Below are 22,499 nucleotides of genomic sequence, written 5' to 3'. Positions count from 1 at the left end.
GCGTGATCGGCGAAATTCCCCACGGTCACTCCCGGCACAGGCACTCGATCAGGTACCGGCTTCACTTCGGCGCCCATGCCCGCCAGCTCCGGGCTTGATCCACAATCGCGCGCCGTTTATCCCGAGATCGCCGGGCGGACCGCTGCAAGCTCCTTACGCAGGCTTTTGGTGTCGTGGTTCATCCGCCGCGCTCACGACAAGTAGCGCTCAAAGGAATTCCCCCTGCTCGTTCCGTCGCTGTGCGGACAGCCACGGTCGAGCTGGAACCGGCCGGCCGGCCTTCCTCGGTGGATCGCGACAACCTGTGGCCATGAGCGTGCCGCGACGCGGTCGCTACCGGTGAGATAGGACCAGGACGCACCCTGGTCCTATCTCACCGGCGGGCCACGCCGAGAACGAGATAGGACAACGGCGTGCGAACGTCGGAAAACAGGAACCGTTCCAGCCTCTCAAGGGTGAATCCGGACCGCTCGATCACCGCCGCGGTGTCGCGGCCGGTGTGGCAGCCCCCGAACAGGCCGGGCCATATCGTCGCGTCCAGCAGACGCTGGACGCGAATCATGCCGGGCGAGTCGGCCCGGACGTGCTCCAGGAAACGCAGCTGCCCTCCGGGCTTGAGCACCCGGCGCACCTCCCGCAACGCCGAGCCCTGGTCGGGAAGCGAGCACAACACCAGCGACATGACCGCGGCGTCGAAGCTCGCGTCCTCACCCGGCAGCCGGTCGGCGAGGCCGTCGACGACGTCGATCGGAACGAGTGCCTTGCCGGCATTGGCCCGTGCGAGCCGACGCAGACACGGCTCCGGTTCGACCGCAAGCACCCGGGTGACGGCCGGCGGGTAATGAGCAAAGGTCAGCCCGTTGCCGGCACCCACCTCGATCACCTTTCCCGAGAGCCCGGCCAGCAGCGCCTCGCGACGCTCGGCCAGCCCTGCGCGTTCCACCACCTGGCTGACGCGGGCATAGAACCGCGCGAAGATCGGATGGCTTATGCCGGTCTTCGTCATCATCTCCTCCCGCTCCCATCATCACCTGCCGGCTCACCGGCGGCTCTGCCCCCCCTCCCCCCGAGCTGGAGCGATCGAGCCACGGCCCGCGGGAGACCTCAGCTCGAGGCGGGACGGTAGATCACGGAGAACCGGCGTCCTCCGTCTGTTGACTCCACGACGGTTGCGTCCTCCATGGCCGCGAGGAGACGCTGCCGGTCGACAGCCGCGAAGGCGGCGACCTGGCCTGGCAGCCGGCCCGCCACCTGCCAGGTCCTGCCGGAGTCCCTGCTGGTGTGCACCTGGCCGTCGGTCCCGGCTCCGACGAGATCGTCTTTGCCGACAGAGTCCACGTGGGACATGAGCGGGGAATCGGCGAGCGCGGTGAAGTTCACGCCGCCGTCATCGCTGACCCGGAGCCCGGTCGGTGTGGTCGCGTACACGCGATTCGGCTTCTCGTGATGAGCGGCCAGATCGATCACCTCTGCTCTCGCTCCCGGCACCCAGCTCTTGCCTTGATCACCGCTGCGCCGTATCTGCCCCTTCTGGCTGTCGTAGGCGTAGAGGGTGGCGCCCGCCGGTTGAATGGCGTGGAAGTCAGCGGTGCCCGCCTCCGACACCGAGGTCCAGGTGGCGCCGGCGTCCGTCGTGCGGATCAGCCCCAGGTGCGGGGAGACCCCGGATGAGGCATCGGCCTCCCCCGGGTGTCCGCTGGCCAGGAAGGTCCTGGGCCCGACGACGGTGAAACCCATGTGGTCCTGGATCCGATCGGCCATACGCCGAGCCGTGTTCGTGGACCGGATCTGAAACAGGCCGTAATGCCCCGCGACATAGACCGTGCCATCCGCCGGATCAACACCGAGACCGTGAACGTGCCCGATTCCGGGATCGGCCGAATCGGCGGCGCCCGATGAGGGCTCCTCGGTGCACGCCGTGCCGGCAAGAGCCAGGAAGGCCAGGGCGACGCCCGTACGCAGGCAAGGACGCCGGTTGATGGAGACCATGACAGCACCCTACCGCCACCTACTATCTACCATCGTAGTTAGTAGGTGGCTAGAACAGTGAGACGCCGTGGCAGTGATGGGCCAGGAACGAGCCCACCCCGGGAATCGCCGCCACGGCCGCGGGGCCGATGAGAAGGAGGGCGACCGCGGCCAGACCCGCGACGCGTTCCCGGGCTCCGAGCGGAGCCGCCGGGCTGAGCATGCGCCGAACACGGGTGAGGGCCGTCTCGCCACCCGCGCCCAGCGCGAACGCCGGTGCCCGCCCCGTGGCGAGCCGGACCAGCGCGGCGGCGATGTGGATACGCGGGTGGCGGCGGGCCGCGACGTCGTCGGCGAGGAGCTCGATCAGCCGTGCGATCTCGCTCCGGGCCCGGGCGAACAACGGCAGATAAGGGAGGGCGCGACAGAAGGCCTCGGCGGCGGCCAAGACGAGATGATGGCGCCCGCGCAGGTGCGCCTGCTCGTGAGCGAGGACAGCGGCGACCTGCTCGGGAGCCAGGGACCGCAGGGCCGCGGTCGTGATGACCGCTCTGCCGTCGCGGCCGGGCAGGCAGTAGGCGGCGGCCTCGTCGTGATCGAGCACGACCGCGTCCAGCGCGCCGTCGTGGCGGCCGAGGAGGTTCAGCATCTCGGCGTGACGTCGCCGTTCCCGTCGTGCCCTGACCAGGATGGCCGCTCCGCAGTAGGCGATCCTGCCCGCGATCAGCCCGGCGCCGAGCAAGGCGGCGCGAGCGCCCGGGGCGGCAAGGGACGAGCCGTCGGAGAGCATGTCCGCGCACGCCTCGAAGAACTCGGCCAGGCCATGGCCGATCACACTGGCCGGGATCGCGACAGCGAGCATCGAGAAGATCGCAGAGGCGGCCACGGAGGCGCAGCCGGCCAGCCAGACGGAGATCGCCAGACGAGGTGCGCGATCAGCCCATTCGCCCCGGCCCAGCAGGCGGGGCAGCACGACCACCGCGACCACCGCGTACAGGGCCAGGACGGCCGCGGCCATCATGTGCGCCCCCCGGGCGGATACACCTTCAGGGCGGCCTCCAGCGCGGTCGCCTCCTCGGGGGTCAGCCGCTCCAGGAAGTGCACCAGCGTGGCCGCCTGGTTTCCGCTGGAGGCGAGACTGCTGCGCATCAACTCGGCGGTGTATGCCTCCTTGCTGGCCACCGTCTCGTAGACATACGCCCGGCCGTTCGGCTTCCTGCGGAGCAGGCCTTTCTTGTGCAGCTTGTCCATCACCGTCATGACGGTCGTGTAGGCGATGTCCCGCTCACGACGAAGATCTTCGAGCACGTCCCTGACCGACGCCGGCCGGTGATACGACCACAGGCGCTCCATGACCGTGGACTCCAGGTCTCCCAGACCACGCATCAGGTGAGACTCCCATCTACCAGCGGATCACTCAATGCTACCGGCCGTCGTAGATGTCCGGCCGTGCATCACTTCCACCGTCGGCCCGCGAATCGCCGGGATCGCGATCCGGGTGAGCCCGAGTCCCGGGGGCCTTCCGGCGGAAGAGACATCGCCCGTACACCTCCAGCCGTATACGGCAGCCGGAATTACCCAGTCGGGTTGCGCAAGGTAGGCGCCGACTGGCACCAGGAGATCGTCGGCGTGGACCGGACCGGCAATCGGTCGCGGCTGCTCGCGGCCGGCGCACCTGGTGGTGGAGGACCTGGTGGCGATCTTCTACTCACAGCCCTTTCTGTCCGGGGTGCAGAGCTTGACCTCGAGGTAGCGTGGCGACGGCGGGTGACTCATCGCGGCCGGAGCCGATCGAGTCGCCGCCGCTGATCGCCGCTCAGCCGCAGGTTCGCCGCGGCGACGTTCTCCCGCAGGTGGTCGATGGTGGCGGTGCCCGGAATCGGCAGCACGACCGGTGAGCGGTGGAGCAGCCACGCCAGCGCGACCTGCGCCGCGGTGGCGCCGAGTTCGGCCGCCACGGCGGCGATCTCGGCCGTCGCCGCCGATACCGCGGGGTGGACGGGCCGCCAGGGCAGGAAGGCGATCCCCGCCGCGGCACAGGCCTCGAGCACGGCCTCGTGCTCGCGATCGAGCATGCTGTAGCGGTTCTGCACACTCGCGACGTCGATGATCTGCCGTGCCTCCTCAAGCTCGGCGACGGTGACCTCGGACAGTCCGATGAGGCCGATCTTTCCCTCGGTCTGGAGCTCGCGCAGCGCCCCCAGCTGGTCGGCGAGCGGCACCTCCGGATCGATGCGATGCAACTGGAGCAGTTCGAGCCGTTCGACGCGAAGCCGGCGCAGGCCCTGCTCGACCTGATCCCGCAGGAAGTCCGGCCGGCCGCAGATCGCCGCATCGTGCGGAGGGTTCGGCGGCGCGATCCCGACCTTCGTCGCGATGAGCAGGTCGTCCGGATAGGGGTGCAGCGCCTCGGCGAGGAGCTCCTCGTTGGCGCCCCACCCGTACAGGTGCGCGGTGTCGATCAGTGTGACGCCCAGGTCGACGGCTCGTCGGGCCACAGCGATGGCTGCTTCCCGAGCCGGTCCGGGTTCGGTCGGCAGTTGCATGGCCCCGAAGCCGAGCCGCCGTACGTCGATCGCGCCCCCAATGCGGAAGGTACTCGATGTCATGTGTCGGTTTCGCCTCTCGCTCAAAGTTGATCAAGATAACAGTGCCGGTGATCGTCATATCCGGCGGAGGGTCGCCAGACGAAGGCCTGCTGACACCGGCAAGCGATTACACAGAGCCACTTTCCGCTTCATGGCACCCACCCCGAGTGCCGAGCTCACCAGGAGGACAGGCCGGCCCCGGCAGGCGGCCTTCTGCGGTCAGCCGTTGACGACGCGGAGCGTGCCGGGGTGGCGGCCGGCCAGGCGATCGAGCGCGGCCGACGACGCCTCGTCCGCCGGAAGGTAGGCGATCAGGCGCTGGTCGTCGGCGAGTTCGAGGGCCTCGTACGCGAGGCGCAGTTCCCCGGCCTGCGGATGCGCCCAGCGCTGGACACCTGCCCGCTCGGGGACGCCCGGCGTCGTGAGCCGCTCGGCGAAGGGTCCGCCGGCCGTGACGGTGAGCTCGTCGGTGAGGGCCGCCACGTGCGGGTCGGCGAAACCGGCCGCGCACTTGAGGGTGGCGACCTGCTGGGTCGCGACGGCGTCCCAGTCGGGGTAGATGTCGCGGGCGCGCGGATCGGTGAACACGAATCGTACGAAACTGGGCTCGGCCGCGTCCAGGAGGCCGGTGGGCCGGGCCAGGCGCTCGAAGCCTGTGGTGTACGCGAGCACCTGTGTCATCCGGTTGATCAGCACCGCCGGGGCGGGTTCCAGCTTGTCCAGCAGCGCCCGCACCGTCGGCCGGACGGACACGACCGGCGGCTGCGCCGAAGGGCAGACGAACACGCTGCCGCCTTCGGTCGCCTTCGCCAAGAGCCTGAGGTGAAAACGTTCGTCGGTGGACATCCGCAGGGCGTCGGCGAGCGCGCCGAGCACCTGCGGGGACGGATGCCGGTCGCGCCCCTGCTCCAGCCGTGCGAGGTACTCCACGCTGATCCCCGCGAGCGTGGCCAGCTCGGCGCGGCGCAACCCGGGGGTCCGCCACCGGAACCCGGCGGGGAGCCCTACGTCGGCGGGACTGATGGCCTCCCGGCGGCTCCGCAGGAACGCGCCCAGCTCGTTGTCGCTCACACCCGCAACCTACCGGCCCCCGGCGCGCTCATCGTCGCCCTGTCAGGGCCAGCCTCAGCCCGGCCTCGTTGGGAGCATGACTGCCAAGACCACCACGACCACGACCGCTGGAGGGACCTGCAAATAGCCGCGCTTACCTGCGCGAACGTCAACGCGCGTAGCCGGCGACAGCAGTCTTCCGGCTCCGCTGCGGCCGTCCGGGCGTCCCTCGCTCGGTCAGACGCCTTCCGCGAGGAGGCGGAGGCTTTCGCGGGCCCAGTCGGCGCGGGCCTGGGCGACGGCGATCTGGCCCGTGAAGACGTGCGCCTTCAGCCCGGCGATGCGGTCGTGCTCGGCCGGCGGGCGGTTCTTCAGCCGCTCCTTGAGCAGGTCAGTGTCCTTGGCCAGCAGCGCTTCCCGGTGCGCGCGCCACTCCGTGATCAGCTGCTCCTGCTCGGCGATGTACGCCTTGAGCACGGACGCGGCCCGATCCGTGTCGATCATGTCGAAGAAGAGTGCCTGCAGGAAGAACGAGTCGCGCACCGGAGCCAGGGCGTGGCCGGTGCCCAGCCAGGTCCTCAGCTCCTCAAGCCCGCGCTCGGTGATCGAGTACACCGTCCGCTTCAGCCGCGTGCCACGGATCTCCTTCTGACCTTCGATGAGCCCGGCCTGCTCCATCTGGCGAAGCGTCGGATAGATCTGGCTCTGCGGCGCGGACCACACCCAGCGCGGGGCGGCATCGAAAAAGCGGGTCAGTTCGTACCCATTCATCGGGCGCGCCTCCAGGACGCCGAGCAGTGCGTGCTGAAGCGACATGCCCTCAGCATAGGGGCGTCCAACTTGCCCTAGAACATGTACAAATATACATGTATTGTCCTGCCTGTTTTTGTAGATGCGCACGGGCAGAGAGGTACTGGTGTGAACACAGGGCTGGCGGACGCCGGGCGGGCGCTGGCAGCAGCCGGGCTGGTCACCGCGTTCGGGCACGTGTCGTTACGAGTCGGGGACGATCGGCTGCTGATGACCCCGCCGGTGCCGCTCGGGACGCTCGGGCCTGACACGCAGCACGCCGAGGTCCCGCTGGATGCCACCGACCTGCCCGACGGCACGCCGCGCGAGGCGTGGATCCACCTGGAGATCTTCCGGGCGCGACCCGGCGTGCGGGCGATCTGCCGGGCACAGCCGCCCACTGCCACGGCTCTGGCCTCGGCGGGGGTGCCGATCCTGCCGCTGCACGGGCAGGGGGCGTTCCTCGGGCCCGAGGTGCCCGTGTTCGACGACGCGACGCTGGTGCGCGACCGCACGCGCGGGCGGGCGCTGGCCGAGCGCCTGGGTGAGGCGCCTGCCCTGATCATGCGGGGCAACGGCGCCGTGACCGTCGGCGAAAGCGTCGGCCAGGCCGTCGCCCTCATGTGGGTGCTGGAGGCCTCCGCCCGCATGAACGCCACCGCCACCGCCTCCGGCACCCCCACCCCCCTCACGCCCGCCGAGCAGGAGGCGTGGCGGGCCGTGCGATCCGAGTTGTCCAACCGCATCTGGTCCTATCTCCGGGAGTTGTCATGATCGAGCTCGACGACATCGCCTACGTCCGGTCCGGCGCCGCCGACCTGGACGCCGCTATACGGTTCGCCGTGGACATCGTCGGCCTGGAGCTCACCGCCCAAGAGGACGGCGTCGCCTACCTGCGCGCCGACCAGCGCCACCACTGCCTTGCCCTGGTCGAGGGGGAGTCCGGGGTCATCAGCTCCGGGTTCACCGTCCGGGACGAGGACGCGCTCGCCGCCGCCGAGACCGAGTTGGAGAAGGCCGGCGTCACCGTCGTACGGGGCGACGCCAAGGAGGCCAACTCACGCCGGGTCCGGGACTTCCTGTCGTTCGACGACCCGTTCGGCAACCGCATCGACCTGGTGATCGACCAGGTGGCGCTAACCGCACCGGTCCGCTACGGACGCGAGGCCGGCATCACCGAGTTCGGGCACCTGTGCCTGGACGCCCCGGACGTGCGCGAGGCGTACCGCTTCTGGTCCGGCCTGTTCAACGCCCGCGTGTCGGACTGGATCGGCGACTGGGCCTGTCTCATGCGCATCGACCAGGTCCACCACAAGCTGGCCGTGTTCCAGGGCAGCCAGCCGGGGCTGTGTCACATCAACTTCCAGGTCGACTCGCTCGACGCGTTGATGCGCAACTGTCACTTCCTGGAGGCCAACGGGGTCGAGATCGAGATGGGCCCCGGCCGCCATCCGCAGTCGACGGCGGTGTTCGTCTACTTCAAGGGGCCGGAGGGGATCACGTACGAGTATTCCTGGGGCGTGCGGCTCATCACCGACGAGGACGCCTGGCGGCCCCGCTACTTCGACCCGGCCGAGCCGGGCTCGATCGACATGTGGCAGGGCCCCACACGCCGCGTCCACAGCCAACCTCAGATCCGCCGCCCTCTCGGCCAGAGCTGAGCCCTCTCCCCTACTCCCCCGCGCCTCACCCGGCCGAAACGGCGGCCACCGGAAAGTGATCGATCGCATGAGTGAATGGACCATAGAACGCACCGCCGAGGTGCTGCTGGAGGCCGGGCGGAACCGCGCCGACCACGGCCCCACCACCGAAGAACGGCCGGGTCCGGACCTGGCCACCGCCTACCGGGCGCGGCACGCGCCGCTGACGAGCGAGATGACCGGCGCGATGCCGCTCCAGCGCGGCTCGTCGGTGACCCTGCGCTTCAGCGGCCTCGGCTCCGTGTCCGTGGCGGGGGTGTGACATGCCGCTGGTCGAGGTGACCTTGACCGAGGGCCGCGAACCCGGCGCAATCCGGGCGCTCATCCACGAGGTGCACGCCGCCGTCGAGCGCTCGCTCGGCGCCCCTGCTCAGAGCATCCGGGTGATCGTACGCGAGGTGCCGCGCACCCACTGGGCGGCCGGAGACCAAACGCTCGCCGAACGCGACGAGATCAACAAAGGTGATTGACATGGAATTCTTCGGACACGTGATCGACGGTGCTGAAGTGAAGTCCTCCGGCGGCGAGACGTTCACCAGCGTCGACCCCTACACCCGCGAGCCGTGGGCAGAGGTCGCGCTCGGCGGCGCGGCCGAGGTGGAGCGGGCCGTGGCGGCGGCGCGGCGGGCATTCGACGAGGGGCCGTGGCCGCGCATGGGCCGCGCCGAGCGCGGCAGGCTGCTGCATCGCCTCGCCGACCTCATCCTCGAACACGCCGACGAGCTCGGCCTGGCCGACACCCGCGACATGGGCAAGCCGATCGCCCAGAGCCGCGGCAACGATGTGCCCCGCGCCGCCGACAACTTCCGCTTCTTCGCCGACCACGCCCGGCTGACCACGGCCGAGACGCTGCCGATGGACTCCGGCCATCACGCCTACACCCGCTACGAGCCCGTCGGGGTCGCCGCCGCCATCGCCCCGTGGAACTTCCCGCTGATGCTGGAGACCTGGAAGATCGCGCCCGCACTGGCCTGGGGCAACACGGTCGTGCTCAAGCCCGCCGAGGACACCCCCGCCTCCGCCACCATCCTCGCCAGGCTCGCGCTGGAGGCGGGCCTGCCGCCCGGGGTGCTCAACGTCGTCCACGGCCACGGCCCGGACTCCGCCGGGCAGGCGCTCACCGAGCACCCTGGGATCGACCGGATCACGTTCACCGGCGAGTCCGCGACCGGCCGGGTCATCTCGGCCGCGGCGGCGAGGCACCTCGTGCCGGTCAGCCTGGAGCTCGGCGGCAAGGGCGGCAACGCGGTCTTCGCCGACGCCGACCTCGACAACGCGGTGAGCTGGTCCATCAAGGCGATCTTCACCAACGCCGGGCAGGTGTGCCTGGCGGGTTCGCGTCTGTACGTCCAGCGTCCGGTGTTCGACGAGTTCATCGCCCGCTTCACCGCCGCGGCCGAGGCGATGTGCCTGGGCGACCCCAAGCTGGACTCCACCCAACTCGGCCCGCTGGCCTCGGAGACCCATTACCGCAAGGTGCGCGGCTACGTCGAGACCGTCGCCGAGGAGGGCGGCTCCATCCGCTCCGGCGGCCTCGGCGACGGCTGGTTCGTCCGTCCCACGGTGATCACCGGCATGCCCGCCACCGGCCGCCACCAGCGCGAGGAGATCTTCGGCCCGGTCGTCACGGTGACACCGTTCGACACCGAGGACGAGGTCGTGACGCTGATGAACGACACGCGCTACGGGCTCAACGCGATGCTGTTCACCGAGAACCTGTCCCGGGCGCACCGAGTCTCCGCCCGCCTGCGGGCCGGGACCGTCTGGGTGAACTGCTTCTTCGTCCGCGACCTGCGCGCCCCGTTCGGCGGGGCGGGCGACTCAGGTGTCGGGCGCGAGGGCGGCACCTTCAGCCGCGAGTTCTTCACCGAGCCGAAGGCCGTCGTCATGCAGATCGACTGATCCACGGCGGGACCTGACTGCGGCGAGTGGCGTTTGCGGCGTCACAACCAGGTGGGTGGGGCCGCCGGCGAACCGTTGCCCGCCACCGTCAGAGCGGCAGCGGGATGCGATCGAAGAACCAGTACAGGCTGACCGCCACGACGGGGACCGAGATCGCGGCCACCACCCAGCGGGCCGCGGACGCCCGGCGCAGCAGCACCAGCAGCGGGAAGAGCACAGCGATGATCGCGAGCTGCGTCGCCTCGATGCCGAGGTTGAAGCTCAGCAGCGACAGGAGCAGCTCCCACGATCCGCTCTCTTTGATGTCCAGCGCGCCGGCGAAGCCCAGCCCGTGCACCAGGCCGAAGACGAAGACGATCGGCAGCCGCCATCTGCCCAATCTGTCCTCCCCACGGCCCAGGAGGTTGGCGACCGCCACGACAATGATCGACGCTGCGATGACGGGCTCGACGATCTCCCCAGGAACGTCCACGACCCCCATGGCCGCCAGCAGAAACGTGATGCTGTGGGCGGCAGTGAAGGCGGAAGCCGTGACGACGACGTCACGCAGCCGGCGCGCGCCGATGAGCAGCGCGAACAGGAAGAAGAGATGGTCGAGGCCGAACAGCAGGTGCTCGGCACCGAGCAGGAAGAACTCCCGGACCTGATACGACGCCGGATACTCACCGATCCGCAGCGTCGGGTTCTTGGCGACCAGGACCGCAGAGCCCTGCTCACCGTCGAGGTCGTAGCGGACGATCGTCTTCGTGCTGTGCACGAAGCTCTCGGCGTCGGGGAACAGCGCGCTTGAGATCGCGTGGACTCCCCCATCCCCGCCCGCGCAGGCGTAGGCGTAGGTCAGCACCGCGAAGGCCGCCTTGCCGCGGACACGGACGTCCGCGTCGCCCACCGGCGTGGGCGCGCACGGCTCGTCGTGGTACGCCACGGCGAAGCGGCCCGTGACATAGCCGGTCACGGCATCGCGGTTGATCTTGAGCTGGTGGAGCTGCTCGGTCCGCTCCTTCGCCTCATATGCCTCCGCGTAGAGCCAGGCCGACTTCATGAGGAGGTCGTACTCGAGGTCGAGCACGACCTCGACGTTCGCGCCCGTGCCGGTCACCTCGGCGTGGGCGGCCGTGGTCGCGTCGTGCGCCGCCGCCGCCGGAGCGGGACGCACCAGGCCGGCCGGCACACCGCCGAGAATGACGGCGAGGACGACGGCGAACAGCCAGCGCCTGCGGGACATGTCTCGTCTCCCCAGATCCGGGATGAGTGAATGCCGCCCCGGACCCGGTCCGGGGCGGCGGTGATGGGTCAGCGGCGGAACCAGCGGTACATGGGCGAGTCAGGTCCCCACTTGCCGGGACGGCCGCGCTCGTCCTTCGTGACGAAGACGCTCGGCTCGGAGGCGGTCACGCCGCCGCCGGCGGAGCGTGCCGTGACGAACCAGGCGTAGGCCGTGTCGTCCTTGAGACGGTCCCAGGTCACCGAGGCGACCTGACCCGACGCGACCTTGCTCCTGCCGACGACCCGGGTGGGCTTGTAGAGCGCCAGCGAGTCGGTCTGGAAGCTCGTCGTGCGGGAGGTGAGATCGACCGGCAGCACCATGTTGTCCTCGTGCCCGTTGTAGCGGCGCAGCGGGTCGAACTCGGTGGCGCCGAAGTCGTTGAGCAGCGGGGAGTAGGTGTCCACGGTCAGCTCCGCTCGCTCGACGTCGAACTGCAGCAGCCGGAAGAAGCTCGCGCCGAACTGGAGCTGGTCCGTCGGGTTGTACCCGCCGATCTCGGTGAGCCCGAGCCGGTCGGCCGACACCGTGTAGAACTGGTAGTCCGCCAGAAGTTCGACCACGCCCTTGCCGACCTGGCCGACCTTCGGCTTCACGTTGGTGCCCACGCCGTGCTCGTGTCCGGCCAGGATGAGGAAGACGTTCGAGTTCTTCTCAACCACCGTCTTGTAGAGCATCGAGCCGTCGGGGGCGGAGAATCCAGCGCCGCGCCCGTCGGGGTTGGTGCTCGGCACGATGTAGTCGTGCGAGAGCAGGATGCCGTTGCGGTCGGGGAACTTCTTGAAGATGGAGTCGGCCCATTCGGCCTCCTCCCTGGTCACGCCGTACGACAGGCCGACCACGACGAAGTCCAGCCCGCCCGCGGAGAACAGGTCGTAGTGGTTCTGGTTGTCGCCTTCCCTCCACGGCCCGCCGTAGTTGGCGTGCTGCCAGCCCTGTGACGCCTCCTGATACCGGCTGGGGCCGTAGTACTTGTTGTAGATCGCGTCCGGCCCGTTCTCGGTGCCCGACTGGTTGTCGTGGTTGCCGGCGATCACGCCGTTCGGGATGTCCGCGTCGTCCAGCACGCGCTGCTGCCTTGAGGACACCTCGAACTCGCCGACGACCTGCTGCTGCATGGCCTCGTCGGCGGGCTTGCGGATGTTGTTCTCGATGATGTCGCCGGTGTGCGCGACGTACGAGATCTTGCGCTGGTCCTTGTTCGCGCCGATCCAGTCGACGATGCCGGCGTAGGCGGACTCCCACACCGCGCGCTCCTCGGCACTCTCCTGCTCCACCGCACCCTCGGAGATGTACTGCGTGTCGGTGAAGTGGACGATCGAGAAGTCGTAGGAGGCGGGGTCGGCGAAACCGTTCGGGTCACCGGGCTCGATGTCGTCGGCGAACGGGTCCTCGCCCGTCACCATGACGTGAACCTGCTGCTTGTCGATGTGGTCCCCATCGACGACGGCCGTGAGAACGGTCTTGCCCTCGGCGGCGCCACGGGCGCTCGTCAGCAGATCCCATGCCTTGGTCCTCGTGTTCCACGCCCGCAGCGAGGCCAGGCGCTCGGGGTCGATGACGCCCTCCCAGCGCAGGACCGGGGAGTCCACGTGCCCCTTCACCTGGACGTCGTACCGCTGGTAGGTGACGTCCTGGCCGGCGGGCGCGTCGAGCGTCCTGCCATCGGCGGGTTCGAGCCCTTCGGCCTTGACCTTCCTCTCGCCCGGGACCTTCAGGGTCGTGGGGACGGACCTGGCCGTGCCCTGGAACACCTGGTTCGGCGTCAGGATCTCGGCCTCGGAGAACGTCGCCGTCACCTGGCCGCCATCAGGTTCGGCCACCTTCGCCGAGAGGGTGACGGGATCCGACACCCCGACGGCCCCCAACGCCGGGGTCAGCTCGGTGGGGACGTCCGGGATACCCGCGGATTCGAACACGATCTCGCGGCTCGTGGTGTTGCCGAGCCCATCTGTGCCGGTCACCGCCAGGGTGTGCTTACCGGCGTGCAGGCCCGGGCCCACCTGGGCGCCCAGTTCGATCGGCCGGCCGTCGAGTTTGACGTCCGGCCCGGACACGACGCCGGAGGCGTCCTCGAGCTTGACGTCCAGCACGACCGAGGCGTTGATCTTCTCACCCGCGGCCGGGACGCTCTTGGCGACCGCCGGCGCCGAGTTGTCGGTGATCAACAGGCGGGTGGCGACCTCGCCCGTGGTCGACGCCGCGGTGAGGGTGTGCTTGCCGTCCTTGATGGCGGTGGTGTCGAGGTCTGCACGCAGGCCGCGGGCCGGCGCGTCCACCAGGAATTCGAGGTCGATCTCGGTCAGCGGGTTCACGTTGTCGCCGCAGTTGCCGTCGCCCATGCCGTACGAGGTCTTGAGCATCTGGCCGGTCGCCGTGCCCCGCACCGGGGTCAGGACGATGCTCGAGATCGCGAAGTCGTCGCGGTTGTTGCCACACGACGTCGGGAAGGTGCCGGTCACGAAGTCGATCGTGTTCCAGCCGGGCACGAGGTACTCGTTCGGAATCGTGAGGTCGACGCGCCGGCTCACGAAGTCGCCGTCGAGTACGACCTTCTGGCCGTTGACGAGGACGAAGTTCTGGTAGCGCGCCTCGATCGAGTTGCTGCCCACGTTGAAGCTGAGAGTGGCGTTACCCGAGCCGAGCGTCTCGATGACGTTCACCGCCGGGGCGTCGATCGTGTAGCGCAACTCGACCTCGCGAAGGAGGGTCTGGCTGCTGCCACAGTCGCCGTCGCCCATGTCGTACGACGGCTTGACGTCCTGGCCGGTCACGGTGGCGCCGTCAAGGGCGAGGTCCAGGTTGGCGATCGTGAAATCGTCGCGGTTGTTGCCGCAGGACTCCTTGAAGTCACCGGTGACGACCTTGATCGTGTTGTCGCCGGGCACCAGGAACCGGGCCGGAACCGCGATGGTCACGCGCCGGCTCGCCCAGGAGCCGCCCAGGTCGATGCGTTTGCCGTTGACGAGCAGGAAGTTGTCGAACTTGTCGTCGATCGAGTCCGATCCCACGTCGAAGCTGAACTTCGCGGCGCCGTTGCCGAGCGTGGCCTTCGCCGCAGGCTTGTCGCCGTCTACGGTCAGGGACGCGACGCCGCCCTCGCCGCCGGCCGGGACCGTCGCGAAGACCGGCTTGGTGCCCGCCACGAGCGTGCCGTCCACGGGCAGCAGCCACGGTGCCCCGGCCGGTGCGTTGTTCACGGTCACGGTGTTCTTGACGGTCGCCCCGGCCGCGGTCGTGGCGGTGATGACGTGCTCGCCGTTGGCCAGCTCCGTCGTGTCCACGTCCGCGGTGAGACCCGTGGTGCCCTGCGGGTCGGACTGGACGAAGAACTTTAGCGTGGCGCGCTTCAGCAGCGAGGAGTTCGTGCCGCAGCTGCCGTCGCCGAAGGAGAGGGTATAGGGGTTCTCCTCGCCGTCCGCGACCTCACCGAGCAGTTCGAGGCCCACATCGGACAGCACGAAGTCGTCGTAGTTGAGGCCGCATGAGGACTGGATCGTACCGACGACGATCTCGACGGTGTTCTCTCCCCTGACGAGGTGCTCGTTCGGGATCTCGATGGTCGCCCGCTCGTTCACATGGTCGCCGATGTCGCTGCGGTACCCGCCGTTGACGAGCACGTAGCTGTGGTACTGCGCCTCCGTCGAGTTCGAGCCGACGTCGAAGCTGAGCTTGGAGACGCCCACCGTCCGGGTGGCGTCGAGTGCGGTGTCGTCGATGGCGAGTTTCGTGACACTGTCACCGGCCGCGGCCGGGACCGCCGCGACCTTCGCCGTGCCCACGAGGTACGAACCGTTGGCGGGGGTGAGCGTCGGAGGGATCTGCGAGCTCGTCGGCGTCGGGCTGGGCCGTCCCCGATTCTGTTCCCCCGGTCCCGGGTCGGCGTAGGCCGCTGTCACAAGGCTGCTCACCAGCAGCACCGCGATTGCGCCGGCTGCGGCGAAACGCCGTCGGCTCCCCAGGCCACCCAGTAACTTTCGCGCTGCCACTGGCTGCATCAGGTGCAGTCCCTTCTATTCCGACAAGCACCGACCGAGCGGTTTGCCCTTCGGGCGGACACACTGGAGCGGGCGAGTGAACGGTGTGCATGAAGGGACTGAAGGGAAGCGAAACTATCGACTCATTCTGGTCATCTATTACGAGGCGGGACCAAATAGGTCACAAGGTCGGCAAATAGCCATATATCTGAACATTGACATCGGCGGCTGACCGAGAAACCCGTCACCATCAGGCCCCCGGATCGGCGGCGCTGGAGTACCGCGTCGCGGAGAGGGTGGTGGTGTGGCCGTCCTGTTCCAGCAGCGAAGGCCCAGGACTCCCGAAGCTGCTAATCCGCGCGTAGGCACCTGGACTGATCGTGGCCATCCGGCGACGTAAGCGAGCCTGGGATCGACGAAGAATCCGCACACGACTCCCGGCGGTTTCCGAAGGCGGCGAAACGCTCCCAGCGCCGGCGACTTCAGGCGCGGTCGTGTTTCAGTCCTTCCAGCCCCACTCGCCGGGGTTCAACTCCGGGAAGTACTTTTGTCTGGGGTCACGTTCGGGAGGGGCCCCAAACGCTCGGTGCGCCACGTCAACAACATCCTGGCCGCCCTCGACGACTTCCATGTCCGGCGCGGCCTGGGCAAGGCCGACATCGCCCGCGAGGACATCCCCAAAACAGCGCCCAAAGCGATGAACGTCCCCGCCCGGATTCGCTGGCTGCGCGCCATCGAGGACTGGCCGCACCCCGCGACCGCGCCCTGGCCCCCCTGGGAGAAACCGGTCACCATGATCCGCTTGTCGAGCGTGACCTGCTGCTGCCAGGCGAGCCTTCGGGCGGCCTTGAGGAGGTCGACGGAGGCTCCGGCCTCGGTGGCGGTGTGCATGTACGGGTGCGCGCCAGGCCCTTCGCCCAGGCCGAGATAGTCGGCTGCGGCCGCGGCGAAGCCGTGCGTGGCGAAGTAGACCGGCAGGTAGCGGCCCTCCCCCGTGGACGTCACCGAGGGTGCCTCTCGCCTGTCTGCCATTGTGCCGTGGCTGTAGCTGACGACGGGAAGCTCGTGGGCGGGGGTCTGGGGCAGGACGAGCGAACCTGTCGCCGTGGTGGGCCTGCCCTTCACGTCAACGGTGCGGTAGGTGACACTGTAGACGTCGACGCCCTTGGCGTTCTCGATCGAGGGAAAGCCCGCCTGGCCGAGGAATGCGTTGACCTCGCCGCCTGTCATGCGGGCCAGAAGACCTGGGTGTACGGTGGCCTGCGCATCGCTGACGGTCACGCGGTCACCATGACCGCCGCATCGCGCAACAGTATCGGCTGGCAGCGCTTCCTGGCCCTGCTGGAGAAGGCCAACCCGGCCGGCTCAATTGTGGTGATCACCGACAACCTGTCCAGCCACAACAGCGTCTCCACCCGCGACTGGCTCACCGAGCACCCGCGGATTCAGCAGGTGTTCATCCCCAAGGGGGCCTGCCGGCTCAACCTGCAGGAAGCCTGGTGGCGCATCTTCCACCGCCAGGCCCTGGCCGGGCAGACCTTCGCCGACCCCGACGAGATCGCCTACGCCACCGCTGTGGCGACCACCCAGCTCAACACCCGCGCCCGCCCCTGGACCTGGGGTCGCCCGGCCCCCGAGCCTCGTCAGCGCCGACGTCGTTTTATCTACCTGCTTTGAGGAACGGAGCACTACATCGGCCAGGTCAAGATGACGGCCCCGTCCGACGAGCAGGCAAGCGCACATGGAAGCGTCGAGGCCCTCTCCTGGGGCTGGATCGGTGATACATCAGCGCCGCTTCAGCACGCCGATCAAGCTCGTGAGGCTGTTCTGGCTGTGGCCGGCGGTGACGCCTTGGCGGAAGATCTTCAGGACTGCGGCGGGAAGTGAGTCATCAACGCCGGATGCCTGGGTGGTGCGCAGCACGTGTTCCACGCTCGCCACGCCCATGGAGATTCGGTCAACGTCCCCCTCGTGGTTGCCCGCGGTGATGCGTGGCGCGTAGAACTCCAGGAAATAGCGGAGGTCCATGGTCTTGGATTCCGGTGGTATCCAACGAGTTTCCAACGTAAATACCGGCCAGGAGCTCTTCCAAGGTTGGCCTTGGAAGGTCGTTCGCCGAGGGTCTGACCAGCATATACGTTGCCTTTGCGGCGATTACTACCCGGACTCCGCCACCGGTCGCGCCCTCGTCAGCCGAGGTCGAGGTCAAGGTCGAGGCCGCGAAGCTCAGCGCGCGTGGATATCCCGAGTTTGGGAAACGCCCGATACAGGTGCGAGCCCACCGTCCGCGGGCTGAGGTGCATCCGGCTGCCGATCTCGCGGTTGCTCAGCCCCTCGGACGCCAACCTGGACACCTCCAACTCCTGCGGGCTGAGCAGCACGGCGACCGCCCTGCTCTTGCGGGGTACGGCGCCGCCGGCCGCACGGAACTGGGCGACCGCGCGCCGTGTCCACGGTGCCGCTCCCAGCGCGTCGAACGCCTCGCCTGCGGCCCTCAGCATCGACTGGGCCTCCGCCCTACGGAGGTTGCGGCGCAGCCACTCGCCGTAGAGGAGTTCGGTCCGCGCCCGGTCGAAGGGGCGCTGGTCGAGTCCGCCGCTCGCCAGCGCGCTCCGGTAGTGCGACTCGGCCTGGGCGTCGTCCGCCAGAATCGCGCGGCAGCGGTGCTTCCGGGCCAGGGCGGCGGGCCCGCGGATACCGCCAGTCCGAGGTTCCATGGCCGCGGCGACCCGCTGGGCCGGCTCCGGGCCCCCGGCACCCACGGCGGCCTCGATCAGGTCCGGGAGCATCGCGAAGGCGACGAAATCATTGGATCGAGGCGAACCCCGGTCGACCAGGCGCATCAGCTCCGCGAACGCCTCCCCGGGCGCGCCCTCCCCCAGCGCCAGCAGACCTAGGGCACCGGTCGCCATCGCCGCGGCGACGCGCTCGCGCAGCGGGAGCGCGATCTCCAGCGCCTGCCGGGCATACCTGCGGCATTCCGCCGCCTCGCCGCGCACTGCGGCGAACCGGGCCAACTGGGCGAGGAAATTGGCGGTCCATCCCTGCTGGCCGGTCTCGTAGCCGAACCGCAGGCCCTCCTCGGCATGCGCGGCCCCTTCCAGCCAGCGCCCGAGCCGGAACTCAATGTCGGCGTGGTAGAACAGCACCTCGGTCAGGAGCGCGGGAGAGCCTGCGGCGTGGACCCGGCGGCCGGTGGCTTCGGCTGGCCGGAGGGCCTGGTGGTCGTCGGGCCCCATCCAGCCGATCACGGTCGCCCACATCCACGGCCGCTCACCGCCCCCGTTCCGGCCCTGGGCCTGGGCCAGAGCACCCGGCAGTTCCCACAGCTCGGCGCCGGCGGGACATCTCCTCTCAGAGGATAGGAGAGGAGATCAATCGGGTGAAAACCCGCAAAGTGATCCGGCGCCGGATCACATATCTTGCTGGTGTTGAAACCGGCTCTCGACCCCGTCGGGCTCGCGAGTCGATGGGTGTCCGTTGCAGTTGAAGGTGTCGTTGTTCGCGTGTGGTTGTCGTTGCTGGTGTCGGTGTTCAGGTTGAGTTGTCGGATTCCGCTTTATCTCTGATCTTGGTGTTGCAGAATGCTTGGCGGCCATGACGGCTTTGCGTGCGCTGGCTGGCGGGCTAGACGCTCCTCACCGACGGCGCGTTCGAGGTCCGGTACGTCGCGGAGGGCGGCGGGTTGTGCGGTGTCCTGTTGGATGAGGCAGGTTGCAGTGCGCGGGTTGGATTCACAGGTTGGCGGGAGGCCGTCCTCACGTGGGGCAGTGCTCGCCGACCGGGTCTGGAGGCGTGATCGAGAAGCGATCGTATGCGTTGACCGCGACCATGGTGGCGAGCTGGATCGTGGTCGTGACCGGACGCTATCTGCTGTGGCTGGAGTACTACGGCCGGATCAGCGAGCAGCTGACCCTTGGGATCGCGTTCATCGTGGCCGTGCTTTCCACGTCGTGGTGGGTGCAGAGGCTTGTACGCCGCCGTGGTGACATCCGCGGTTACGTCGCGGTCGGTGCGGCGGTCGTCCTGTGTGCTGCCGTTGTGCTGCTGCCCTGGAATGGGATCTTCGGGCGTACGTGGTTCGCGGTCCATCACGGCAAGTTCACCGCGCTGGCCCAGCTGGCCAAGGACAGGAAGCTGTCGGCGGACATGCCTTCGGGTGGCTGGGTGCATCTGCCTGATGAGTTCGATGTCCTGCATTTTGATCATCTCAATACGCAGGATGTGCCGATCGAGCTGTATCCCGGACGTGTTCTCATGATGGGTCTGTCGAACGAAGAGGTGTCGGAGAACATGTTCCTCTACATATATGACCAGCCTGACGCCGCGCGGGTAAGTCCCTGTGATCTCACCGCGACCACGTTCGACGATTACTGGTGGTGCAGCCGGCTGAGTGACGGCTGGTGGTGGTTGGCGCGCAAGCCGAACTATCCGGACGTGGACGAATAGGCGCGCGAGGCTGAGCGGGGCCGGTTATCGCAATATCACCGCCGCGACCACGGCGGCTGAGCCCTAGTTGTCGACGCCGCCTGAAAAAAACTGAACCCGTGGCGATGATCACTCGAGTTCACCTGCACCACCTCAGCCGTCGTACTGTGCCAGAGTGACCGTGCCCGCTGACCCAATGCCCACCGCCCTGGCGCCCTTCGTGGCGACGCTGGGTGCGTACGAACTTGGGTCCGGCCCGGTCGCCGTCCATCGCGGACTTCCCTCGTCCACGGTGTCGATCACGATCCCCGAGGAGGACTCGCTCGAGATCTCTTGGGTCGGGCGGCCCGGCTCGAGCCAGCGGCGCCGGGCTGTTGTGGCCGGGCTCTATCTGGACGCGGCCGAGCTGAGGCAGGTGGGATGCACGCGCGGGGTGTGGTTGACGCTCAGCCCGCTGGGCGCCGACGCACTGCTGGGGCTCCCGGCGTCGGCGCTGGCCGGGCACATCGTGGATCTCGCCGACGTCGTCCCGGCGATGGCGGACCTGCCGGAGCGGCTTGCGGCCTGCCGGACATGGCCGCAGCGTCGCGCCCTCGTCGCGCAGTCCCTGCTCACCGGCCTCAGCCGGCACGGCGAACGCGCCAACCACCACGAACTGCGATCCGCGATCGCAGCCTTGTCCGGGACCACCCGGGTGCAGGAGGCCGCTTACCGGCTCGGGTGCTCCCGGCGGCACCTGAGCAGTCTGGTTCGAGCCGAGTTCGGGGTGACGCCGAAGGAGTACCAACGGCTCGTCCGCTTCGAGACTGCCCGGGGCCGGCTCGTGGACGCCGCTCGTTCCAGGGGGGTCGGTCTGGCGGCGGTCGCCGCCGCGTCGGGATTCGCCGATCAGGCGCACCTCACCCGGGAGTGGCGGGCCATGGCCGGGTGTACGCCCACTGAGTGGCTACGCGCCGAAGGCCTGGCCGTGCAGGGACCGCCGGTCGGCGACCGGTAGCCAAACGAAGAGCGCGCGTTCAGGTGACACCCCATCCGGGTGCGGTTCGTTCCCAGATGTTCAAGACCCCGTCGGCACCAGGCCCAACGATGGGTCCATGACACCGAACACACACATTTGCCCTCGTCTTATCGTGCCCGACCCAGACCGTGCGTCGGCGTTCTACCAGGACGCCCTTGGCGCCGAGGAAGTGTTCCGTGCTCCCCTGAGCGACGACGGCCGACCCAGCGTCGTTCATCACCGCATCGGTGGTTCGTCCTTCCGGGTCTCCCCGGCCGTCTCCTCGTGGGGGTGGCTCTCACCCGGTGACCTCGGCGGCTCCGCGGTCCTCCTCGAGATCGAGGTCGACGCCCCGGACGTGGTCGGCGAACGCATGATCGCCCACGGCGCCGAAGTGGTCGTGCCGATCGAGAACCGGTCCTACGGCAAGCGTTCGGGCCGCGTCCGTGACCCGTTCGGCCACCTGTGGATCATCACTGGTGGGCTTCGCTGAGGGTGGGCCGGGCGTAGGAGGTGGACACCCGGTCCAGGACCGACCCGACCCGGCCGCGGAGCTCTCGGTGGTGCCGTCCATCAGCAGTTCCGCGGCCGGGATCGGGGCTCGGAGTGAATCGGAACGGAAACCGCCGTTAGCGGAGTTCTCGCAGGTCCGGGGCGGGTCCAGATGATCGCGAGCCAGGTCTCGGTGTTCATTTCTGGCTGGAGCTATCCGGTACGAGTGGTAGGAGGATTTCATAGAGGTCGCGAAGCTGGTCAGCGTCGACCGGGGGAAAGACGACAGTTGCTCCAACCGCGAGCAGGTAGGGCAACAGGGCCGCCGTCCGGGCCTCCTCGTCGCTGGCGACGGCTGATCGCCACACCCGCTGGAGTGCAGACAGTCTGGCCTCGTCAAGGCGAGTCTGCACGGCACGCGCATCCGCATCCCATGTCGCCCATGCCCTCAATGCGATATCGATTTCTGGACGATAGAGTCCTGTGCCGCCAGGGCGAACGAGTTTCGTCAGCCGTGCGAGGATTACACGGGCTCCGGCCGATTCCCCGACGTCGGCAATTGCATTCTCGAGAGTTTCGATCGATAGGTGCTCGAAATGGGCGAGAAGTGCTTTCTTGTATCCCTCGGCGCCATCGAAGTGATGGTGGAACGACCCTTTCGACAGGTTAAGTCGAGCGGCGATCCGGTCGATTCGAATCCCTGCTGCACCTTCTTCTGCGAGGACCTTCAAGCCTTCGTTCAGCCACCGCTCGCGTGCCGTGCTCATCCGGCAAACGTACCACCAGGTATGGAGCGGTCCGCGCTCGCCGAGGCGCATACGAGCTTCATGCCATGAAGCTGTAGAAGCCGACTGCGATGCAGATCAGCAGCATGGCGGTGGCGTTGAGGAAGAGGTTACGGCCGAAGTCTCGGGCCGCGATGTGCATCGCGATGGCGACCATGAAGTAGAGGACGAGCGCAGCACAGGTCGCAGCGCCGAGATACGGAAGCCAGATGCCCAGGATCAGACCGGCCGCGGCGGCGAACTTCAGCGGTGGCATGATCCACCAGTAACGTCGCGGCCAGTTCACGTTTTCGAAGCACTGGGCGATGAACGGAACGGGCTTGATGCACATGACGGCGTCACCGGCCTGGATGATCGCTAGGACGACAACCGGCCAAACCGGATCGGGCAATGCCGACATATCTCTCCTCGGACGATGAGTTGATCACGATGCATTCGGACCATACTATACCGTATGGTACGGTTGTTTTATGAGGACTAGCCTTGCCGGAGCCAGACGTGGGCGATCTTGTCCTCAGCGGCCATCTCGCGGCTGACCGGGCACCGGATGGGCGATGCG

23 protein-coding genes are annotated in these 22,499 nt (G+C 68.4%); 9 read left to right on the top strand and 14 right to left on the bottom strand.

Features of this window, described 5'->3' with window-relative positions; translation table 11 throughout:
• Positions 1 to 373: 373 nt before the first annotated feature.
• The 7 genes from ABZU75_RS20155 to ABZU75_RS20125 form a co-directional block, all read right to left on the bottom strand.
• A complete protein-coding gene (locus tag ABZU75_RS20155; protein WP_355556093.1) occupies positions 374 to 1,009 on the bottom strand; it encodes a methyltransferase domain-containing protein in 636 nt (211 codons plus the stop codon).
• A gap of 95 nt (positions 1,010 to 1,104) precedes the next feature.
• Positions 1,105 to 1,989, bottom strand: a complete 885-nt coding sequence (locus tag ABZU75_RS20150) for a F510_1955 family glycosylhydrolase (RefSeq protein WP_355556090.1) — start codon at positions 1,987 to 1,989, stop codon at positions 1,105 to 1,107.
• 49 nt (positions 1,990 to 2,038) lie between these two features.
• Positions 2,039 to 2,989, bottom strand: a complete 951-nt coding sequence (locus ABZU75_RS20145) for a M56 family metallopeptidase (protein ID WP_355556087.1) — start codon at positions 2,987 to 2,989, stop codon at positions 2,039 to 2,041.
• On the bottom strand, positions 2,986 to 3,354 hold the full coding sequence (locus ABZU75_RS20140) for a BlaI/MecI/CopY family transcriptional regulator (protein ID WP_355556084.1): 369 nt from the start codon (positions 3,352 to 3,354) through the stop codon (positions 2,986 to 2,988). Before ABZU75_RS20140 ends, ABZU75_RS20145 begins: the two co-directional genes overlap by 4 nt.
• A 386-nt stretch (positions 3,355 to 3,740) precedes the next feature.
• A complete protein-coding gene (locus ABZU75_RS20135) occupies positions 3,741 to 4,577 on the bottom strand; it encodes an aldo/keto reductase (protein ID WP_355556081.1) in 837 nt (278 codons plus the stop codon).
• Between the two features lie 198 nt (positions 4,578 to 4,775).
• A complete protein-coding gene (locus ABZU75_RS20130) occupies positions 4,776 to 5,627 on the bottom strand; it encodes a helix-turn-helix transcriptional regulator (protein ID WP_355556078.1) in 852 nt (283 codons plus the stop codon).
• Positions 5,628 to 5,843: 216 nt separating this feature from the next.
• Positions 5,844 to 6,422 carry a PadR family transcriptional regulator gene (locus ABZU75_RS20125; protein WP_355556075.1) on the bottom strand — a complete coding sequence of 193 codons (579 nt, stop codon included), beginning with the start codon at positions 6,420 to 6,422 and terminating at the stop codon, positions 5,844 to 5,846.
• A gap of 102 nt (positions 6,423 to 6,524) precedes the next feature.
• On the opposite strand from ABZU75_RS20125, the gene ABZU75_RS20120 reads away from it, so the two are divergent.
• The 5 genes from ABZU75_RS20120 (at position 6,525) to ABZU75_RS20100 (ending at position 9,997) form a co-directional block, all read left to right on the top strand.
• On the top strand, positions 6,525 to 7,169 hold the full coding sequence (locus ABZU75_RS20120) for a class II aldolase/adducin family protein (RefSeq protein ID WP_355556072.1): 645 nt from the start codon (positions 6,525 to 6,527) through the stop codon (positions 7,167 to 7,169).
• A complete protein-coding gene (locus tag ABZU75_RS20115) occupies positions 7,166 to 8,056 on the top strand; it encodes a VOC family protein (protein WP_355556069.1) in 891 nt (296 codons plus the stop codon). The genes ABZU75_RS20120 and ABZU75_RS20115 overlap by 4 nt, the downstream gene beginning before the upstream one ends.
• 67 nt (positions 8,057 to 8,123) lie before the next feature.
• On the top strand, positions 8,124 to 8,357 hold the full coding sequence (locus ABZU75_RS20110; protein ID WP_355556066.1) for a hypothetical protein: 234 nt from the start codon (positions 8,124 to 8,126) through the stop codon (positions 8,355 to 8,357).
• Position 8,358: 1 nt separating this feature from the next.
• Positions 8,359 to 8,565 carry a tautomerase family protein gene (locus ABZU75_RS20105; RefSeq protein WP_343969653.1) on the top strand — a complete coding sequence of 69 codons (207 nt, stop codon included), beginning with the start codon at positions 8,359 to 8,361 and terminating at the stop codon, positions 8,563 to 8,565.
• A gap of 1 nt (position 8,566) precedes the next feature.
• The gene (locus ABZU75_RS20100) at positions 8,567 to 9,997 is read left to right on the top strand and encodes an aldehyde dehydrogenase (RefSeq protein WP_355556062.1); all 1,431 of its coding nucleotides are present in this window, start codon (positions 8,567 to 8,569) and stop codon (positions 9,995 to 9,997) included.
• 88 nt (positions 9,998 to 10,085) lie between these two features.
• Here the strand turns inward: ABZU75_RS20100 and ABZU75_RS20095 are convergent, their stop codons facing one another.
• From ABZU75_RS20095 to ABZU75_RS20085, 3 genes are all read right to left on the bottom strand, one after another.
• Complete coding sequence (locus ABZU75_RS20095) at positions 10,086 to 11,222, bottom strand: HupE/UreJ family protein (RefSeq protein ID WP_355556059.1); 1,137 nt, start codon at positions 11,220 to 11,222, stop codon at positions 10,086 to 10,088.
• Positions 11,223 to 11,290: 68 nt separating this feature from the next.
• Positions 11,291 to 15,172: a metallophosphoesterase gene (locus ABZU75_RS20090; protein WP_355556056.1), complete on the bottom strand. Its 3,882-nt coding sequence runs from the start codon at positions 15,170 to 15,172 to the stop codon at positions 11,291 to 11,293.
• A 594-nt stretch (positions 15,173 to 15,766) separates the two neighbouring features.
• Positions 15,767 to 16,519: a hypothetical protein gene (locus tag ABZU75_RS20085; protein ID WP_355556099.1), complete on the bottom strand. Its 753-nt coding sequence runs from the start codon at positions 16,517 to 16,519 to the stop codon at positions 15,767 to 15,769.
• Here ABZU75_RS20085 and ABZU75_RS20080 point away from each other — a divergent pair.
• Positions 16,433 to 16,915 (top strand): transposase, encoded by a 483-nt coding sequence (locus ABZU75_RS20080; protein ID WP_355556096.1) that lies wholly within the window; start codon positions 16,433 to 16,435, stop codon positions 16,913 to 16,915. The genes ABZU75_RS20085 and ABZU75_RS20080 overlap by 87 nt on opposite strands.
• A 108-nt stretch (positions 16,916 to 17,023) precedes the next feature.
• Here the strand turns inward: ABZU75_RS20080 and ABZU75_RS20075 are convergent, their stop codons facing one another.
• A complete protein-coding gene (locus tag ABZU75_RS20075; protein ID WP_355556053.1) occupies positions 17,024 to 17,266 on the bottom strand; it encodes a hypothetical protein in 243 nt (80 codons plus the stop codon).
• Between the two features lie 161 nt (positions 17,267 to 17,427).
• Positions 17,428 to 18,501 carry a LuxR C-terminal-related transcriptional regulator gene (locus ABZU75_RS20070; RefSeq protein WP_355556051.1) on the bottom strand — a complete coding sequence of 358 codons (1,074 nt, stop codon included), beginning with the start codon at positions 18,499 to 18,501 and terminating at the stop codon, positions 17,428 to 17,430.
• A gap of 532 nt (positions 18,502 to 19,033) precedes the next feature.
• On the opposite strand from ABZU75_RS20070, the gene ABZU75_RS20065 reads away from it, so the two are divergent.
• The 3 genes from ABZU75_RS20065 to ABZU75_RS20055 all read left to right on the top strand — a co-directional run bounded on the left by ABZU75_RS20065 (position 19,034) and on the right by ABZU75_RS20055 (position 21,156).
• Entirely contained in the window at positions 19,034 to 19,687 is a 654-nt protein-coding gene (locus ABZU75_RS20065) for a hypothetical protein (RefSeq protein WP_355556048.1), read from the top strand.
• Between the two features lie 175 nt (positions 19,688 to 19,862).
• Positions 19,863 to 20,663 carry a helix-turn-helix domain-containing protein gene (locus tag ABZU75_RS20060; protein ID WP_355556045.1) on the top strand — a complete coding sequence of 267 codons (801 nt, stop codon included), beginning with the start codon at positions 19,863 to 19,865 and terminating at the stop codon, positions 20,661 to 20,663.
• Between the two features lie 133 nt (positions 20,664 to 20,796).
• Positions 20,797 to 21,156, top strand: coding sequence for a VOC family protein (locus ABZU75_RS20055; RefSeq protein WP_355556041.1), 360 nt, complete (start codon positions 20,797 to 20,799; stop codon positions 21,154 to 21,156).
• Between the two features lie 196 nt (positions 21,157 to 21,352).
• On the opposite strand, the gene ABZU75_RS20050 is transcribed toward ABZU75_RS20055, so the two are convergent.
• Together ABZU75_RS20050 and ABZU75_RS20045 are read right to left on the bottom strand one after the other, a co-directional pair.
• A complete protein-coding gene (locus ABZU75_RS20050; RefSeq protein ID WP_355556038.1) occupies positions 21,353 to 21,922 on the bottom strand; it encodes a TetR/AcrR family transcriptional regulator in 570 nt (189 codons plus the stop codon).
• 58 nt (positions 21,923 to 21,980) lie between these two features.
• Positions 21,981 to 22,340 carry a DoxX family protein gene (locus ABZU75_RS20045; RefSeq protein WP_355556035.1) on the bottom strand — a complete coding sequence of 120 codons (360 nt, stop codon included), beginning with the start codon at positions 22,338 to 22,340 and terminating at the stop codon, positions 21,981 to 21,983.
• Positions 22,341 to 22,499 lie beyond the last annotated feature (159 nt).

Source organism: Streptosporangium sp. NPDC005286, assembly GCF_040607515.1.
Classification (GTDB): Bacteria; Actinomycetota; Actinomycetes; order Streptosporangiales; family Streptosporangiaceae; genus Streptosporangium.
Note: the sequence above shows the minus strand (reverse complement) of the source record. Positions and strands in the feature narration are given on the sequence as shown.

Excerpts from the sequence above, each read along its gene's own strand:
- ABZU75_RS20070 (WP_355556051.1), bottom strand. The coding sequence starts at position 18,501 with ATGTGGGCGACCGTGATCGGCTGGATGGGGCCCGACGACCACCAGGCC.
- ABZU75_RS20060 (WP_355556045.1), top strand. The coding sequence starts at position 19,863 with ATGCCCACCGCCCTGGCGCCCTTCGTGGCGACGCTGGGTGCGTACGAA.
- ABZU75_RS20105 (WP_343969653.1), top strand. The coding sequence starts at position 8,359 with ATGCCGCTGGTCGAGGTGACCTTGACCGAGGGCCGCGAACCCGGCGCA.
- ABZU75_RS20110 (WP_355556066.1), top strand. The coding sequence starts at position 8,124 with ATGAGTGAATGGACCATAGAACGCACCGCCGAGGTGCTGCTGGAGGCC.
- ABZU75_RS20115 (WP_355556069.1), top strand. The coding sequence starts at position 7,166 with ATGATCGAGCTCGACGACATCGCCTACGTCCGGTCCGGCGCCGCCGAC.
- ABZU75_RS20050 (WP_355556038.1), bottom strand. The coding sequence starts at position 21,922 with ATGAGCACGGCACGCGAGCGGTGGCTGAACGAAGGCTTGAAGGTCCTC.
- ABZU75_RS20100 (WP_355556062.1), top strand. The coding sequence starts at position 8,567 with ATGGAATTCTTCGGACACGTGATCGACGGTGCTGAAGTGAAGTCCTCC.
- ABZU75_RS20155 (WP_355556093.1), bottom strand. The coding sequence starts at position 1,009 with ATGATGACGAAGACCGGCATAAGCCATCCGATCTTCGCGCGGTTCTAT.
- ABZU75_RS20135 (WP_355556081.1), bottom strand. The coding sequence starts at position 4,577 with ATGACATCGAGTACCTTCCGCATTGGGGGCGCGATCGACGTACGGCGG.
- ABZU75_RS20150 (WP_355556090.1), bottom strand. The coding sequence starts at position 1,989 with ATGGTCTCCATCAACCGGCGTCCTTGCCTGCGTACGGGCGTCGCCCTG.
- ABZU75_RS20075 (WP_355556053.1), bottom strand. The coding sequence starts at position 17,266 with ATGGACCTCCGCTATTTCCTGGAGTTCTACGCGCCACGCATCACCGCG.
- ABZU75_RS20125 (WP_355556075.1), bottom strand. The coding sequence starts at position 6,422 with ATGTCGCTTCAGCACGCACTGCTCGGCGTCCTGGAGGCGCGCCCGATG.
- ABZU75_RS20045 (WP_355556035.1), bottom strand. The coding sequence starts at position 22,340 with ATGTCGGCATTGCCCGATCCGGTTTGGCCGGTTGTCGTCCTAGCGATC.
- ABZU75_RS20140 (WP_355556084.1), bottom strand. The coding sequence starts at position 3,354 with ATGCGTGGTCTGGGAGACCTGGAGTCCACGGTCATGGAGCGCCTGTGG.
- ABZU75_RS20095 (WP_355556059.1), bottom strand. The coding sequence starts at position 11,222 with ATGTCCCGCAGGCGCTGGCTGTTCGCCGTCGTCCTCGCCGTCATTCTC.
- ABZU75_RS20145 (WP_355556087.1), bottom strand. The coding sequence starts at position 2,989 with ATGATGGCCGCGGCCGTCCTGGCCCTGTACGCGGTGGTCGCGGTGGTC.